Origin of the sequence: Achromobacter sp. SIMBA_011 (assembly GCF_046535435.1) — a bacterium.
Lineage (GTDB): Bacteria > Pseudomonadota > Gammaproteobacteria > Burkholderiales > Burkholderiaceae_B > Achromobacter > Achromobacter dolens.
In genome coordinates, this window is sequence record NZ_JAWRWN010000006.1 from 101,460 (window position 1) to 115,402 (window position 13,943).

Genomic DNA, 13,943 nt, shown 5'->3' on the forward strand with positions numbered 1-13,943 from the left:
GATAGAGGAAACAGGCCTCCATCTTGAACCGCCCGCGCCCGCCGGGGAACGGCCACGGCGCGCAAGACACCATTGCCGCCAGTGAAAGGATCAAGCCGGAAGGGCGGCCAGGTCGCGGCGCAGCGCGTCGACGCAGAAGTCGACGAAGCTGCGCACCTTGGCCGAACTCTTGCGCCCTTCCGGATACACCACGTGCACCGGCAGCGGCGCCATTTCGTAGTCGCGCAGCACCACCTGCAAAGCGCCGCTGGCCAGGTCGCGCGCCACCTGGTAGGACACCACCTGGGTCAGCCCCCAGCCCTCGCAGGCCGCCGCCACCGCGGCCTGGAACGAAGTCACCGTCAACTGCGATGCCAGCGGCAGGCGCCGCGGCTGGCCGTCCTGCAGGAAACGCCATTGCGCGCCGCGCCCTTCCATCGCGGCCGTGATGGTGCAAAAGCGCGCCAGCGCGTCGGGACTGTCGGGCGTGCCGTGGCGCTGCAGGAAGTCGGGCGAGGCGCACACCACCCGCCGCACCTGCCCCACCGGCACCGCCGTCAGGGTGGAGTCGGGCAAGGCGCCGATGCGCACCGCCACGTCCACGCCCTCGTCCAGCAGATTCACCACGCGGTCCACCAGCAGGGCGTTCACCGACACCTCGCGGTGCTGGCGCAGGTAGCCCAGCACCGCCGGCATCACGTGCAGTTCACCGAAGCGCGCCGGCGCGGTGATGCGCAGCGATCCGCGCGGCGCCGCCATCGCCCCGGCGGCGGCGTCGTCGGCCTGCTCCACGGCTTCAAGAATGGCGCGGCAATCGGCCGCGTAGCGCTGGCCGGCTTCGGTCAGGCGCAGGCTGCGGGTGGTGCGCACCAGCAGCAGCGTGCCCAGCCGGCGCTCCAGCGCCGCGACGCTGCGCGTCACGCTCGGCGCCGACATCGCCAGCCGGCGCGCGGCGGCGGCAAAGCTCTGGGCCTCGGCCACCGCCAGGAAGACAGTCATTTCATGGAATCGGTTCAAGGCGCTCGGCCTCCTCGGAAGGGATGCACGCCGGCAGGCCCGGCATGGCCGGCAGCGCCGCGACGCTGTCGCGCACGCAGCGCCGCACGATATCGGCCAGGGCCGCGGCCACCGGGCCGGGCCGGCCTTGCGCGTGATACAGCGACAGCGACAACGGCGGCAACGACGGCAGGCCCTGCTCGCCCGGCGCCATTACCCGCAACCCGGCGGGCAGCCCCAGCGGCGTGCGCACCATCAGCCCCAGCCCCGCGCTGACCGCCGCCCACAGGCCCGCCAGGCTGGGGCTGATGAAAGCCGAGGTCCAGGCGATGCCGGCGCGGTCCAGGGCATCGGTGGCGCGGCTGCGGAACAGGCAGGGCGCCTCGAACGCCACCAGCGGCCAGGCGCCGTCGGCATCGCGCGCCGGGCCCGTCGCGGCCGGACCGATCCAGCACAGCGGCAGTTCAGCCAGCCGCTGGCCATGCGGCCGCGCCGCGTCATGGTCCCAGGCCAGCGCCAGGTCCAGCTCGCCCGCCGCGACGCGTTCGAGCAGCTCGGCATTGCGCGCCACCCGGGCTTCGATCCGCACCTGCGGATGGGCGCGGGCGAACTGGCCCAGCACGCGCGGCAGCAGGATCTCGCCGAAATCCTCCTGCAGCCCCAGGCGCACCCGCCCCTGCAAGCGCGTGCCGCGCACCGCCACCGAAGCCTGATCGTTCAGATCTAGCAGCCGGCGCGCGTACGCCAGCATGGTCTCGCCCGCGTCGGTCAGCGCCAGGCCGCGACCGGCCTTGCGCAGCAGCGGCACGCCGGCCTGTTCCTCGAGTTTTTTCAACTGCGCGCTGACGGCCGAAGTCGAGCGCCCGAGGCGGTCGGCCGCGCGGCCGAAGCTGCCCAGCTCCACCCCCGCGACGAAGCTGCGCAGCACGTCCAGGTCAAAGGTGACAGGCCTGATCATCCTGTTTTTCAAAACCTTTAGTTAAAAATTTCCCGATTTTCAGAATGATGTTACGGGCGCAGACTTTGCCGCGTCAATCCCATCTGGAACCGTCATGTCCCTGCCCGCCTCCGCGCTCTCCGCCCCAACCCCTGCCGCGCGCCCCACCCACCGCTGGAAGGTGCTGGCGGTGGGGGTGGCCGCCAATGCTGCCTTCTCCGCAGCGGCGGCCGGGCTGCCCGCCACCGCCGTCTTCCTGCGCGCGGACTATCAACTGGACAACGACGCACTGGGCCTGGCGCTCGGCGTGCTCGGCCTGGGCGTGGCGTTGTTCGAGCTGCCCTGGGGCCTGCTGGCCGACCGCTGGGGCGACCGGCCGGTGCTGCTGGGCGGCCTGGGCGCGACGGCCGCGGCGCTGGCCTGGATGAGTCTGTTCGCCGCGCCGGCCCACGGCGTCGCGCCCGCCTTGTGGCTGCTGGCGCTGGGCCTGCTGCTGGTGGGCGTGATGGGCGGCAGCGTCAACGGCGCCAGCGGTCGCGCGGTGATGGCGTGGTTCGACGAAGGCGAGCGCGGCCTGGCGATGAGCATCCGCCAGACCGCCGTGCCGCTGGGCGGCGGACTGGGCGCGCTGGTGCTGCCCTGGCTGGCGTCGCGGGCCGGTTTCGGCGCGGTCTTCGGCCTGCTGGCCGGCCTGTGCGCGGGCGCCGCGCTGCTGACGCTGGGATGGCTGCGCGAGCCGGATCGGGCGCACCCCGCCACGGCGGCCGGCTCCACCGCAGCCTCCCACGCCGGCGACAACACCCCGACAACCTCCCCGCGCTCCCGAGCCGCAACCCACACGCCGATCGCCGCCGCGTCGAGCCCCCTGCGCGACGCCAGGGTATGGCGCGCGGCGGTGGCGATCGGCCTGCTCTGCTGCCCGCAATTCGCGGTGCTGACGTTCGCCACCGTATTTCTGCATGACTTCAGCGGCGCCGGCATCGCCACGCTGACCGCCGTGATGGTGGCGGTGCAACTGGGCGCCATGGTGGCGCGCATCGCCGGCGGCCGCTGGACCGACCGCCACGGCAATCGCCGCGCCTACCTGCGCGGCTGCGTCTGGCTGGGCTGTGTGTTGTTCGTGGCGCTGGCGGCCGCGGCCTGGCTCCAGGGCGCGGTTCCCGGCAACCGCGCGGCGCTGCTGGCCGTGCCGGTGCTGCTGGCCGCCGCCGGCATCTGCGCCTCGGCCTGGCACGGCGTGGCCTACACCGAATTGGTCACGCTGGCCGGCGCCGCCCGCGCCGGCACCGCGCTGGGGCTGGCCAACACCTGCGGCTACCTGGGATTGTTCCTGACGCCGCTGGCGCTGCCGCGGCTGGTGGCGGCCGCGTCCTGGCCGCTGGCCTGGCTGGCCGCCGGCGGCGCCATGCTGGCAATCTTGCCGCTGTTGCCGCGACCGGCACGGCCGTGAATGCGCGTCGACCGGCACGCATCGACCAACGCCGCCGCTAGTCCTTGAATTCCTGCCGCAGCCACGCCAGGAACGCCTTGACCGGCGGATGGCGCTCGCGCCCCGGCGCGCACAGCGCGGTGTAGGCCGCGCCGGCCACGCTGACCTCGGGACGCAGCGGCACCAGCGTGCCGGCCGCGACACTATCCGAAACCATGACCGAACTGGCCAGCACCAGTCCCTGCCCCGCGATGGCCGCCTGCAACGCGTAGTGCTCTTCCGCATAGGCGTGCAGCGCCGCCGGTTTGCGCCAGGCCGGCAGCCCGGCCGCCTCGCACCACTGCAGCCAGCCCTCGTCATACAGCGCCGAATCGCGCCAGCGCACGGTCACCAGCGCGGGGCGCGCCCGCCGCGCCTGCGCCACCACCGCGGGCGCGCCGTAGACCCCGAACCGCTCCTGCAGCGTGCACGCCGCGTGCAGCAGGGGATAGCGCTGGCGGCTGTAGCGGATCGCCACGTCGACGCTGGCGTCCTGCAGCAGGTCGATCGTCTCGGCCTGCGCCTGCAGGCGCAACTGGTACTGCGGATAGGCCTGGTAGAAGCGGCCCAGCCGCGGCACCAGCCACAAAGCCGCGAACGAATGCGTGGTGGACAACGTCAGCGCGCCGGCCGCGCTGGCCGGCCGCAGCGTATCCAGCGTCTGGGCGATGTCCAACAAAGCGCCGTGCGCGCTGGCGAACAGCCGCGCGCCGGCGTCGGTCAGGCGCACGCCCTGCGGCACCCGGTCGAACAAGGCCACGCCGGCGTGGCGCTCCAGCGCCTTGATCTGATGCGAAACCGCCGTGGGCGTCACGGCCAGCTCGGCCGCGGCCGCCTTGAAGCTGCGCAAGCGCGCGGCGGCCTCGAAGGCGCGCAGGGCGGTGACGGGCAGGGAAGCAAACATGGCGTGCCATTCAGATGAATTCAACTCATCTTAGCCAAGAAATCCTCGTTTGTCCTGATGCACGCCGCTGCGTAAATTTTGCCTCGCATCTTCCCTTTTTGTTTCACTAATCGAGGCATCCAAACATGAATCCAGCTCATCAATCAAAGCGCCTGCTGATCCTGGCCGGCAGCCCTCGCCGCGACGGCAACAGCGCCGCGCTCGGCGCCGCGGCGCAACGCGGCGCGCAGGCCGCCGGCATCCATGCCAGCCTGCTGTTCCTGGACGACTACATCAAAGGCTTCCTGCCAGACCTGCGCCATGCCTCGGCGCCGGACGACCGCTACGCCGAGCTGTTCCTGGAACACTTTCTGCCCGCCGACGGCGTGCTGTTCTGCACCCCGCTCTACTGGTACGGCATGTCGGCGCAGACCAAGGCATTCTTCGACCGCTCGTTCACGCATTACGCCGGCACCGGCCCCGAACCCGAGGCGGTCAAGGCGCGCATGGCCGGCAAGCGCCTGGCCCTGGCGGTGGCGTCCGAGGAAACCTATCCCGGCGCGATCCTGGGCGTGGTGCACCAGGTGCAGGAATTCGCGCGCTACACCCACGCCGATTTCGTCGGGGTGGTCCACGGCGCCGGCAACAGCCGCGGCGAGATCGCGGCGGATCCCCGCAATCCGTTGCTGGCGGCCGAAACGCTGGGCGCGGAGTTCTTCACGCGGAAATACTCGGACTATCGGCTAGAGACGCCACGCAGTCACAACGTATGGGCGTCGCCCCCGCCAGCCGCCGCTCCCCGCGGCTGAGCCAGCCCAGGGCGATCGGCCACAGCGTGTCGCGAAAGCGGTCATGGAAAAAGGCGAAATGGCCGATCGCGTCCAACCCCAGCGAGGCCGGCGCCAGGCGCAGGTGGGTGCGGGCGCTGCCGGTGAAATACGCCAGCAGCCGGGCGATGGCGGCTTCGGTGCCGAATTCGTCATCAGTGACGCTGAGCGCCAGGATCGGGGCGGTCACCGCCGCCATCGCGGCGACGCGGCGATCCGGCCCGCCACGCCCCTCGAAGCGTGCGCCCATGAAACTCCAGTCACGCACCACGCCGCGCGGCGTGTCCTCCAGCCAGCCCAGCCGACGCCCGGGGAAGTAACCCAGGCAGGCGGCCAGCAGCGGCATCGCCACATGCCACTTGGCCAGCATGCGCAGGCGCTGGCCGGCGGCGTAATCGCGCCAGTAGGCGTATTGCGCCCCCATGGTGAAAATGCGCCGCAGCCCGCTGGCCGACGGCGCCAGCCCGGTGACGAAGCCGCCGATGCTGTGCGCCACCACGTCCACCGGCTGGCCCGGAAAATGGTGGCGCACATACCCCAGCACCGCCTCGAAATCCTTCTCGCCCCAATCCATCCAGGACGCCCGGAAACCGCGCAGCGACGCCGGACGCGACTCGCCGATGCCGCGATAGTCGTAGGTCAGCACATCGAAACCGTGTTGGTGCAGGTAGGCCGCGAAGCGCGCGTAATAGCGGCAGCGCACCGAGGTGGCGGCATTGATGACCACCACCGGACGCGGGCCGGCCGGATCGGGGTCGGCGTGACGCCACACGTAGCCTCCCAGCGGCACGCCGTCCGCGGCGCGCAGCGTGATGCGTTGCGAGTCCATCTTCACATTCCCTTGAATCAATCAATACGGCGTCGACGGACGCCATATGATGCGATTAAATCCGGTAAAAACCCCTGATTCAACCGATCATTCATCGCTCATTACATGAGCCATGGGAATGTCATTCGGCGGCTTTGCGGGCCGCCGATCGACGCAGCACGCCGGGCGGACTGCCATAGACCTGCTTGAACACCCGCGTCAGGTGCGCCTGGTCGGCAAAGCCCACCGCCAGCGCCGCCTCGGCCAGCGGCAGCCCGCCGCGCAGCAGCGCGCGGGCGCGCGCCACCCGCCAATTGCGCAGCCAGGCCTGCGGCGGCAGACCGTAGCGGCGCGCGAACTGCTTGACCAGGGTGCTGCGGTGGCGGCCATCGGCCCGCGCCAGCGCCTCCAGGTCGGGCGCGCAGGCAGGATCGGCGCGCATCCTTTGCCACAGCAGTTCGCACACGTCGGCGCCATCTCGCGCCGCCTCGGCGGGCGCCCGCCCATGCGCCGCCAACAGCCGGAACAGCGCCGCCGACAGGTCGCCGCGGCGCGCCGCGTCATCGGTATGGTCAGGCGCCAGCGCGGCCAGCCATTGCGCGCACAGGGGCGCGTCGCGGATCACCGGCCCGGGCAGGTCCAGTCCGCCCTCGCGCAGCGCCAGGGCGTGCTGCTGGAACCAGGCCGGCTCGATGTACGCCATGCGGTAGGCGAGCAGGCCGGCCGACGTGCCGCCGGTATGCACCTGGCCCGGCGCGATCACCACCAGATCGCCCTCGCCCGCCTCGAAGGGGCGGCCGTGCACCGTGAAGGCGCAGCGCCCGCGCGCGATGGCGCCGATCGACCAGGCGTCGTGGAAATGCGCGTCGTACCGGTAGGCGCGCAGGTCGGCGATCAGCACATCGCCGGGCAGGCCGGCGCCGCAATGCCAGATATGTTGGGAAACCGCCATCGGAAAACCGCCAGTGAAAAACGCTCGGGCGCGGCCTCGGCAAGCCCGGCCACTGGCGACAGGCTACCCGAAATAGTCCCCTTCCGCGGCCAACGACCGCGCCAGCAGCCATGCATTGCGCGGATGCTCGCCCACCCGCCGGACCGCATAGGGCCACCAGTCCGCCCCGAATGGCAGGTACACCCGGACGGCGTAGCCCAGGCGCCGCAGCGCCAGTTGCCAGTCGGGCCGCACGCCATAGAGCATCTCGAACTCGAACTCGTCCGCCCCCCACCCCCGCTCGCGCGCCAAGGCCATGATGGCGCCGGCCAGGCGGTCGTCATGGGTGCCGAAGACCGGAAGGAAGCCGGCCGCGCGCGCCTGGGGCGACAGCATGATGGCGGCCGCGTCCAGATAGGCCTGGTCGATATGGGCGCGGCCGGCATGATCCAGCGCGCGTTCCGGGAACGCCCCCTTGACCAGCCGCAGCGAGGTGCGCTGGCCGATGGCCCAGGCCAGGTCGACCGGCGTGCGGCGCCGGCGCGCCTGCAGCGTCAGGCCGGCCGGCAGGCCGGCGCCCAGCAGTTCCGCGTGCAAGGCGCAGGTGCGTTCGCGCAGGCCCGAGTCCTCCATGTCCAGCACCACCCAGTCGCGCCCGCCACCCGCGGCCTGGCGCGCCGCCACCGCGATGCGCCGGGCGTTGCCGCGCCCCAGCGCATCGTCGCGCATGTAGCCAATGGCGGTGGGATCGATCGATACGTGCACGTCCAGCCCCGCCCGGCCCAGCGCGGCGCAGGCCTGCATGGCCTGCTGCGTGTTGTGTTCGATCGCCGCCGGGTCGGCCACGTATTCGCCCAGGTAGAACAGCGAAGCGCGGATGCCGTGCGCCTCGCGCAGCCGCGCGGCGGTGCGCACCGCCGCCTCGACATCGGCGCCGCCGACGAAGCGGCGCGCCAGCGGGGTGCGCGCGGCCAATGCGCGCATGGCGCGTCCGGCGCCCGGGCTGCGCGCCAGGGCGATGGCGGTTTTCTGGAAAAGGCTCATGGGCTCTCCGTTCAAAGAGAGCCACTATGCGGCGCCGGCCCCGTCCCGTCTTGAACGGGAGTGAACCGCGCCGGCGCCCGTCACGCCTTGCCGGCAGCCAGCGCGGCGGCCCGGGCGCGGCCGAACAGCGGCCGCTGCACCGTCTGCGCCAGCAGCACGCCCAGCAAGGTCACCGCGCCGCCCAGCAGGTGGTAGGAATGCAGTTGCTCGCGCAGCAACACGAACGCGGCCAGCGCGGTGAACAACGGCAGCAGGTTGATGAAGATGCTGCAGCGGTTCGGCCCCAGGCGGTGCACGCCCTCGATCCACAGGAACGACAGCAGCACCGAAGAGAAAATGCCGGCATACAGGATCAGCGGAATCGTCTTCATGTCCAGCGCCGCCTGCGCGGCCGGCACCCGCAGGTACAGCGGCAGCATGTACAGCAGCGCGAAAATCGACTGCACGAAGGTCGACTGCCACGCCGGCAGCGGCACTTTCCAGTGGCGCAGCAGCACGCCGTACAGCGCGTAGGAAAACGCCGCCATCAGCATCAGGCCGTCGCCCACGTGGATGCCGTGCTGGAACACGCTCAGCATCTCGCCCTGCCCCACCAGGTACAGCAGGCCCAGGAATGACAGCGCGCCGCCGACCGCCATGCCCAGGGTCAGCGGATCGCGCAGGATGACCACGCTCAGCAGCATGCTCAGCAGCGGGATCAACGCGGTCAGGATTGCCATGTTGGTGGCGGTGGTGGTCTCGGCGGCGCGGTACGACAGCGCCTGGAACAGCGCCGACGACAGTCCGCCGTACAGCGCCAGCTTGGGCCAGTGGCGCAGGATCACATGGCGGTTGCGCCAGGCCGGCACGGCCGTGAACAGGCCCATGATCGCCAGCGCCAGGATCAGCCGGTAGAACGTAATGGCGGTGGGCGAAATGGCGCTGGCCGCCATCTTGGAGACGATGACATTGCCCGCCCAGAACAGGATGGCGAACAATGGAAACAGGTAGGACATGATGGGTTCACTCGCGGAAGGGAAATCGGCTCTCCGCCGCGGCGCGCGGCGCCGCGCAGGTGGCGGATGACCGGTATCCTATTGAGCGCGCGAGCGCCCGTCTGCCGATGAACAGGCAGGGACTATCTTGAAATGGACATTCCCGAGGCCGCCATATCCCAGGCCGTCGTGGGCGGGGAATGCAGGGGCGCGGCCCCACCCTCACGGTCTGAACGGCAGCGGATCCAGCGGCGTATCCAGCCCCGCCATCTGCGCCGTCAGCAGCGCCGCGCTGCCGCAGGCCAGGGTGAAGCCAAGCGCGCCCTGGCCGATGTTCAGCCACAGGTTGTCGGCGGCGGAACTGCGTCCGATCAGCGGTTTGCCGGTGGGCGTGGCCGGGCGCAGCCCGGCCCAGGGAATCGCCTGCGCCAGGTCGAGCGCCGGAAACGCCTCGCGCACCTGGCGCTTGAGCAGCGCGATGCGGGCCGGATCGATGTCGGCATTGGCGCTGCCGATGTCCACCATGGCCGCGATCCGCAGCACCCCGCCGACCCGCGCATAGACGATGCGGCGCTCGTAGTCGGTGACGCTGATGCGCGGCGCCACGGTATCGTCGTCCGCCAGCGGCACGGTCAGGCTGTAGCCCTTGAGCGGATACAGCGGCACATCGTGGCCCAGCGGTCGCAGCAAGGCGCGCGTGCCGATGCCCGTGGCCAGCACCACCGCGTCGGCGCCGATGTCGCCGTCCTGGGCGTGCACCGCGACGATGCGCCTGCCCTCGCGCTGCAGGCCGGCGACGGGATTGGACATGGCGCAATGCACGTTGGGCAGCGCTTGCAGCCGCTCGAACAGCGCCTGCGTGAATTGGCGGCAGTCGCCCGCCTCTTCGCTCGGGGTGTAGATGGCGCCGGCCAGGCTGGCGCCCATGCCGGCCAGCGCCGGCTCGCGCTGCAACGTCTGGGCGGCGTCCAGCACCTGCTGCTCGGCGCCGTGGGCCGCCTGGTAGGCGACCAGCGCGCGCGCCTTGTCCAGCAGGGCCGCGCTGCGGTAGGCGATCAGCTTGCCGTTGCGCAGATGGCCGAATTCCAGGTTTTCCTGTTCCAGCAAGGCATGCATGGCGTCGCGGCTGAGAAAGGACAGCGCCTGCAATTGCGCGGTGGACTCGCGCGCCACCGAGGCGCGACAGGCCAGCGCGAAGCGCAGGCACCAGCGCCACTGATGCGGGTCCAGCCGCGGCCGGAAACGCAGCGGCGAATCCTCGCGCAGCAGCCAGCCCGGCACGCTCGGCAACACGCCCGGCCCGGCCAGCGGCGCGACGTAGCTGTAGCTGAGCTGGCCGCCGTTGGCGTAGCTGGAAACCTCGGCCGGATGGGCGTGGCTGTCGACCAGCACGACCTCGTGGCCCTGACGCGCAAGGAAATAAGCCGAGGTCACGCCCACGACCCCGGCGCCGATCACGCATACCCGCATAGCCTGCATCCCGATAAGAAAATGGCGACGGTCTTATTCTGAAGCGGGGGACGGATGACCGCAAATCACCAAAGCCCCAGCACCCATAACCGCGGCTCATGGACGGCGCTCATGGCCCGGCCTCGCCGCCAAACGTCACGCCCACGGCCCCCGGCGAGCCGCCGGCGCCGCCGTCAGGCGGCGCGATGCAGCCTGATGATGGCCGCGGCGGTCGGATCGCGCACCAGGTCCGCCAGGGTATAGCCATTGAGCGCGTCGTAGAACGCCTGCAGGGTCTGCGCCAGCACCCCCGCCAGGCGGCAGGCGCCGTCCAGCGCACAGGGCGGCTCGCGGCAGTCGATCAGCGGGCCCTGCTGTTCCAGTTCGCGCACCAGGTCGCCCAGCCGGTACTCGCCGGCCGGGCGCGCCAGCGCCAGGCCGCCCCCCTTGCCGCGCGCCGTGCTGACCCAGCCGCGCTGCGACATGAAATGCACCACCTTGACCAGGTGGTTGCGCGACAGGTCGAAGCGCGTGGCGATCTCCGGAATGGTGACCGCCGCGGGCCGGTCGCGGCACTGCGTCAGATACATCAGCACGCGCAGGCCGAAGTCGGTGAATCGGGTCAGTTGCATGGACGCCAGGATACACCGCTCAGGCCGGCGCGCCGCCGCTGCCGAAGGCCTCGGCGTGGATGCGGCCCGGCGCCACGCCCAGCGCCAGCAGCGTTTCGCGCTGCGCCCGCATGAAACCGGACGGGCCGCACAGGTAGTAATCGGCATCCGGCACGATGGCCTCGTCGCGGATGGCGCGCAGGTCGACCCGGCCATGATGGTCGTAGTCGCGGCCCGGGCGGTCGGCGTCGCCGACTTGCTCGTAGAACACCGCCTTGCGCACGTTGCCGCGGCGCGCGGCGATGTCGTTGACATGATCCTTCATGGCGTGCGCCGCGGCATTGCGACAGCCGTGCACGAAGCGGATCTGGCGCGCATCGCCGTTGGCCACCAAGTGGTTCAGGATCGACACCATGGGCGTCAGCCCGACCCCGCCGCTCAGCAGCACCACCGGCGCGTCGCCGTCCTCGCGCAGGTGGAAGTCGCCCTGCGGCGGCGCCACGTCCAGCACGCCGCCTTCCTCCAGGCGGTCGTGCAGCGCATTGGACACGCGTCCGGCCGGACCGTGCGCGCCGCCCGCTTCGCGCTTGACCGAGATCCGCAGGCGGTCCTGGCCCGGCGCGTCCGACAGGCTGTACTGACGCGGCTGCATCAATCCCAGCTCCGGCACGTAGACGCGCACCGACACATACTGACCGGGGAGATAGGCCGGCACCGCGCCGCCATCGGCCGGCGCCAGGTAGAACGAGGTGATCTCGGCGCTTTCGGGCTGCTTGCAGACCACGCGGAACGCGCGCCAGCCGGTCCAGCCGCCCGGTTTGGCGGCCGACTCGGCGTACAACCGCGCCTCGGCGGCGATCAGCATGTCGGCCAACTGGCCATAGGCGGCGGCCCAGGCGTCGACCAGTTCATCGGTGGCGGCCTCGCCCAGCACTTCGCGGATCGAGGCCAGCAGGTGCTTGCCGACAATGGCGTAGTGCTCGGGCCGGATGCCCAGGCTGACGTGCTTGTGGACGATGCGCGTCACCACCGGCGCCAGCACCGACGGGTCGTCGATATGCTCGGCGTAGGCCGCGACCGCGCCGGCCAACGCCTGCTGCTGCTCGCCGCCCGCCTGGTGCCCCTGGTTGAAGATGTGCTTGAGTTCCGGATTGTGCTGGAACATGCGGGCGTAGAAATGGCGCGTCAGGGCCTCGCCATGGGTTTTCAGGACGGGGGCCGTGGCCTTGACCAGGACACGGATCTGCGGGCTCAACATTGACTGCTCCTTGCGCTGCGGACGGCGCCTGGGCCATCCCTTTTAAAGATGCATTAATAATACATGTTTAAAAAGGAGGCGCAAAATCCGCGCCCGCCGGGGCCGCCCCACGGATCACCGCCCCACGGTTACACTGCGTCTTTGACGCAACACCACAAAGGTTCCCCCATGAGCACCGCTACGCTCAAGACCCGCCTCTCCGACGCCGTCAAGGACGCCATGCGCGCCAAGGCGGCCGAGCGCCTCGCCACCCTGCGTTTCCTGCTGGCCGCCGTCAAGCAGAAGGAAGTCGACGAACGCCGCGACCTGACCGACGCCGAGATCACCGCCATCATCGAGAAGCAGGTCAAGCAGCGCCGCGAATCCATCGCCGCGTTCGAGCAGGCCGGCCGCACCGAGACCGCCGAGCAGGAAAAGGCCGAACTGGTCGTGCTGCAGGAATTCCTGCCGCAGGCCGCCACGCCCGAGGAAGTGTCTGCCGCCATCGACGCCGCGCTGGCCGAAGTGGCCGCGCAGGGCGTCACCGGCGCCCCGGCCATGGGCAAGGTCATGGCGCTGCTCAAGCAGTCGCTGGCCGGCCGCGCCGACATGACCGCCCTGTCGCAGCAGGTCAAGGGCCGGCTCGCCTGAGCATGGCCGGCGCCGCCGACACGCTGGACGCCCTGGCCCCGCCGCTGCGCGGGGCGATCGGCGACTGCGTGGCGGCGATCAACCTGGCGCGGCAGCATTTCGAGTCGCGCTATGACGCCACGCAGCCCGATCCGCTGCAGGCCGACCCGGCGGCCCTGCGCCGCCTGTCGGACGCCATCGCGCCCGTGATCGAACGCCTGGCTGCCGAGCCGGACAACGGCCACGGCTGGGGCGCGGGCGGCGGCTCGGCGCTGGGCTACCGCGAGCCGCGCCCAGTGACGCTGGGCCTGTGGCGCGGCAGCCATGGCCGCCCCGGCGACGCCGATGGCACGCTGGATTACACCCGCTGCCTGTACCTGCTGTTCCAGGCCACCCGCCTGGCGCCCGCCGCGATGGCGCAGGCCATCGCGCCGCTGCGCGACGACATCGTCTTCAATCACATCACCCTGCACATCATCGAAGACGCGCTGGCACTGGCCCTGCACTCGGGCGCCAGCCAGGCGGCGCGCGCCGCCGCGGCCGAACCCTACATCCAGCAGTTGCGCGTCACCCATATCTTCCGCGAGGAAGACAACCGCTACCAGGGCTACCGCATCCTGCTGCGCGACGCGGCCGACCATGGCGACGCCGCCGCCGCGCTCAAGCTGCTGCCCCAGTGCAACACGCGCAGCGAGCGCCACGAGATCGATACGATCAAGAGTCGGCTGGTGGCCGCCGTCAGCGCCCGCGACGGCCTGCAGGCCGCGCTCGATCTGTGCGCCAACAAGCGCATCGGCCCGGCCTGCCGCGAATATGCGCTGCAGCCGGTCATCGACGCCGGCGACTACGACGCGCTGCGGGCCGCGCTGGCGCAATACCCCGATCTGGCCACGCCCGACAACGGCGACGGCCTGAGTGTCCTGGTGCCCGCCTTCTGCGTCCGAGAAAAAGGCGCTGGCGCCTCGCGCGATAGCCAGGAATTCGACGCCCTGTTCGCGCGCGTCGATGCCATGGATCCCAGGCTCAAGCACGGCGACGCGCGGCTGCGCGACTGGCTGCTGCTGGAACTGGGACTGGCCTGCGCCAACGACCCGGCCTACGTCGCCCGCTGCCGCAAGGCCATCAAGAACGCCTCGATCAAGCGCGAACTCGACGCCGCCTGACACGGC

Annotated in this window: 14 protein-coding genes; 4 read left to right on the top strand and 10 right to left on the bottom strand. The window is 71.1% G+C overall.

Features of this window, described 5'->3' with window-relative positions; all coding sequences use genetic code 11:
- Positions 1-90: 90 nt before the first annotated feature.
- Both SB816_RS20430 and SB816_RS20435 read right to left on the bottom strand, forming a co-directional pair.
- On the bottom strand, positions 91-978 hold the full coding sequence (locus SB816_RS20430) for a LysR family transcriptional regulator (protein WP_144655177.1): 888 nt from the start codon (positions 976-978) through the stop codon (positions 91-93).
- A gap of 1 nt (position 979) precedes the next feature.
- A complete protein-coding gene (locus SB816_RS20435) occupies positions 980-1,930 on the bottom strand; it encodes a LysR substrate-binding domain-containing protein (protein WP_240806421.1) in 951 nt (316 codons plus the stop codon).
- A 97-nt stretch (positions 1,931-2,027) separates the two neighbouring features.
- Here SB816_RS20435 and SB816_RS20440 point away from each other — a divergent pair, with 97 nt between their 5' ends.
- Positions 2,028-3,362 (top strand): MFS transporter, encoded by a 1,335-nt coding sequence (locus SB816_RS20440; RefSeq protein WP_054503802.1) that lies wholly within the window; start codon positions 2,028-2,030, stop codon positions 3,360-3,362.
- 37 nt (positions 3,363-3,399) lie between these two features.
- Here SB816_RS20440 and SB816_RS20445 read toward each other — a convergent pair whose 3' ends face one another.
- Complete coding sequence (locus SB816_RS20445; protein ID WP_144655178.1) at positions 3,400-4,284, bottom strand: LysR substrate-binding domain-containing protein; 885 nt, start codon at positions 4,282-4,284, stop codon at positions 3,400-3,402.
- 125 nt (positions 4,285-4,409) lie between these two features.
- Here SB816_RS20445 and SB816_RS20450 point away from each other — a divergent pair, with 125 nt between their 5' ends.
- Positions 4,410-5,072: a flavodoxin family protein gene (locus SB816_RS20450; RefSeq protein ID WP_144655179.1), complete on the top strand. Its 663-nt coding sequence runs from the start codon at positions 4,410-4,412 to the stop codon at positions 5,070-5,072.
- On the opposite strand, the gene SB816_RS20455 is transcribed toward SB816_RS20450, so the two are convergent.
- The 7 genes from SB816_RS20455 to hmpA form a co-directional block, all read right to left on the bottom strand.
- On the bottom strand, positions 4,981-5,919 hold the full coding sequence (locus SB816_RS20455; RefSeq protein ID WP_054503805.1) for an alpha/beta fold hydrolase: 939 nt from the start codon (positions 5,917-5,919) through the stop codon (positions 4,981-4,983). The genes SB816_RS20450 and SB816_RS20455 overlap by 92 nt on opposite strands.
- Positions 5,920-6,040: 121 nt before the next feature.
- The gene (locus tag SB816_RS20460; RefSeq protein ID WP_336235488.1) at positions 6,041-6,850 is read right to left on the bottom strand and encodes an AraC family transcriptional regulator; all 810 of its coding nucleotides are present in this window, start codon (positions 6,848-6,850) and stop codon (positions 6,041-6,043) included.
- A gap of 63 nt (positions 6,851-6,913) precedes the next feature.
- Positions 6,914-7,873, bottom strand: a complete 960-nt coding sequence (locus tag SB816_RS20465) for a proline dehydrogenase family protein (protein ID WP_064526359.1) — start codon at positions 7,871-7,873, stop codon at positions 6,914-6,916.
- 80 nt (positions 7,874-7,953) lie between these two features.
- Positions 7,954-8,868 carry a DMT family transporter gene (locus SB816_RS20470; protein WP_054416136.1) on the bottom strand — a complete coding sequence of 305 codons (915 nt, stop codon included), beginning with the start codon at positions 8,866-8,868 and terminating at the stop codon, positions 7,954-7,956.
- Positions 8,869-9,069: 201 nt separating this feature from the next.
- Positions 9,070-10,317 carry a D-amino acid dehydrogenase gene (locus SB816_RS20475; protein ID WP_054503808.1) on the bottom strand — a complete coding sequence of 416 codons (1,248 nt, stop codon included), beginning with the start codon at positions 10,315-10,317 and terminating at the stop codon, positions 9,070-9,072.
- Positions 10,318-10,490: 173 nt separating this feature from the next.
- Complete coding sequence (locus tag SB816_RS20480) at positions 10,491-10,928, bottom strand: Rrf2 family transcriptional regulator (RefSeq protein ID WP_054503809.1); 438 nt, start codon at positions 10,926-10,928, stop codon at positions 10,491-10,493.
- Positions 10,929-10,947: 19 nt separating this feature from the next.
- Positions 10,948-12,165: an NO-inducible flavohemoprotein gene (gene hmpA / locus SB816_RS20485; protein WP_336235487.1), complete on the bottom strand. Its 1,218-nt coding sequence runs from the start codon at positions 12,163-12,165 to the stop codon at positions 10,948-10,950.
- 168 nt (positions 12,166-12,333) lie between these two features.
- Here hmpA and SB816_RS20490 point away from each other — a divergent pair, with 168 nt between their 5' ends.
- Together SB816_RS20490 and SB816_RS20495 are read left to right on the top strand one after the other, a co-directional pair.
- The gene (locus SB816_RS20490) at positions 12,334-12,795 is read left to right on the top strand and encodes a GatB/YqeY domain-containing protein (RefSeq protein ID WP_054503811.1); all 462 of its coding nucleotides are present in this window, start codon (positions 12,334-12,336) and stop codon (positions 12,793-12,795) included.
- A 2-nt stretch (positions 12,796-12,797) separates the two neighbouring features.
- Positions 12,798-13,937, top strand: a complete 1,140-nt coding sequence (locus tag SB816_RS20495; RefSeq protein ID WP_410547440.1) for a hypothetical protein — start codon at positions 12,798-12,800, stop codon at positions 13,935-13,937.
- Positions 13,938-13,943 lie beyond the last annotated feature (6 nt).

Coding starts and splice junctions, on each gene's coding strand:
- SB816_RS20495 (WP_410547440.1), top strand. CDS start 12,798: ATGGCCGGCGCCGCCGACACGCTGGACGCCCTGGCCCCGCCGCTGCGC.
- SB816_RS20445 (WP_144655178.1), bottom strand. CDS start 4,284: ATGTTTGCTTCCCTGCCCGTCACCGCCCTGCGCGCCTTCGAGGCCGCC.
- hmpA (WP_336235487.1), bottom strand. CDS start 12,165: ATGTTGAGCCCGCAGATCCGTGTCCTGGTCAAGGCCACGGCCCCCGTC.
- SB816_RS20480 (WP_054503809.1), bottom strand. CDS start 10,928: ATGCAACTGACCCGATTCACCGACTTCGGCCTGCGCGTGCTGATGTAT.
- SB816_RS20455 (WP_054503805.1), bottom strand. CDS start 5,919: ATGGACTCGCAACGCATCACGCTGCGCGCCGCGGACGGCGTGCCGCTG.
- SB816_RS20440 (WP_054503802.1), top strand. CDS start 2,028: ATGTCCCTGCCCGCCTCCGCGCTCTCCGCCCCAACCCCTGCCGCGCGC.
- SB816_RS20460 (WP_336235488.1), bottom strand. CDS start 6,850: ATGGCGGTTTCCCAACATATCTGGCATTGCGGCGCCGGCCTGCCCGGC.
- SB816_RS20470 (WP_054416136.1), bottom strand. CDS start 8,868: ATGTCCTACCTGTTTCCATTGTTCGCCATCCTGTTCTGGGCGGGCAAT.
- SB816_RS20450 (WP_144655179.1), top strand. CDS start 4,410: ATGAATCCAGCTCATCAATCAAAGCGCCTGCTGATCCTGGCCGGCAGC.
- SB816_RS20430 (WP_144655177.1), bottom strand. CDS start 978: ATGACTGTCTTCCTGGCGGTGGCCGAGGCCCAGAGCTTTGCCGCCGCC.
- SB816_RS20475 (WP_054503808.1), bottom strand. CDS start 10,317: ATGCGGGTATGCGTGATCGGCGCCGGGGTCGTGGGCGTGACCTCGGCT.
- SB816_RS20465 (WP_064526359.1), bottom strand. CDS start 7,873: ATGAGCCTTTTCCAGAAAACCGCCATCGCCCTGGCGCGCAGCCCGGGC.
- SB816_RS20490 (WP_054503811.1), top strand. CDS start 12,334: ATGAGCACCGCTACGCTCAAGACCCGCCTCTCCGACGCCGTCAAGGAC.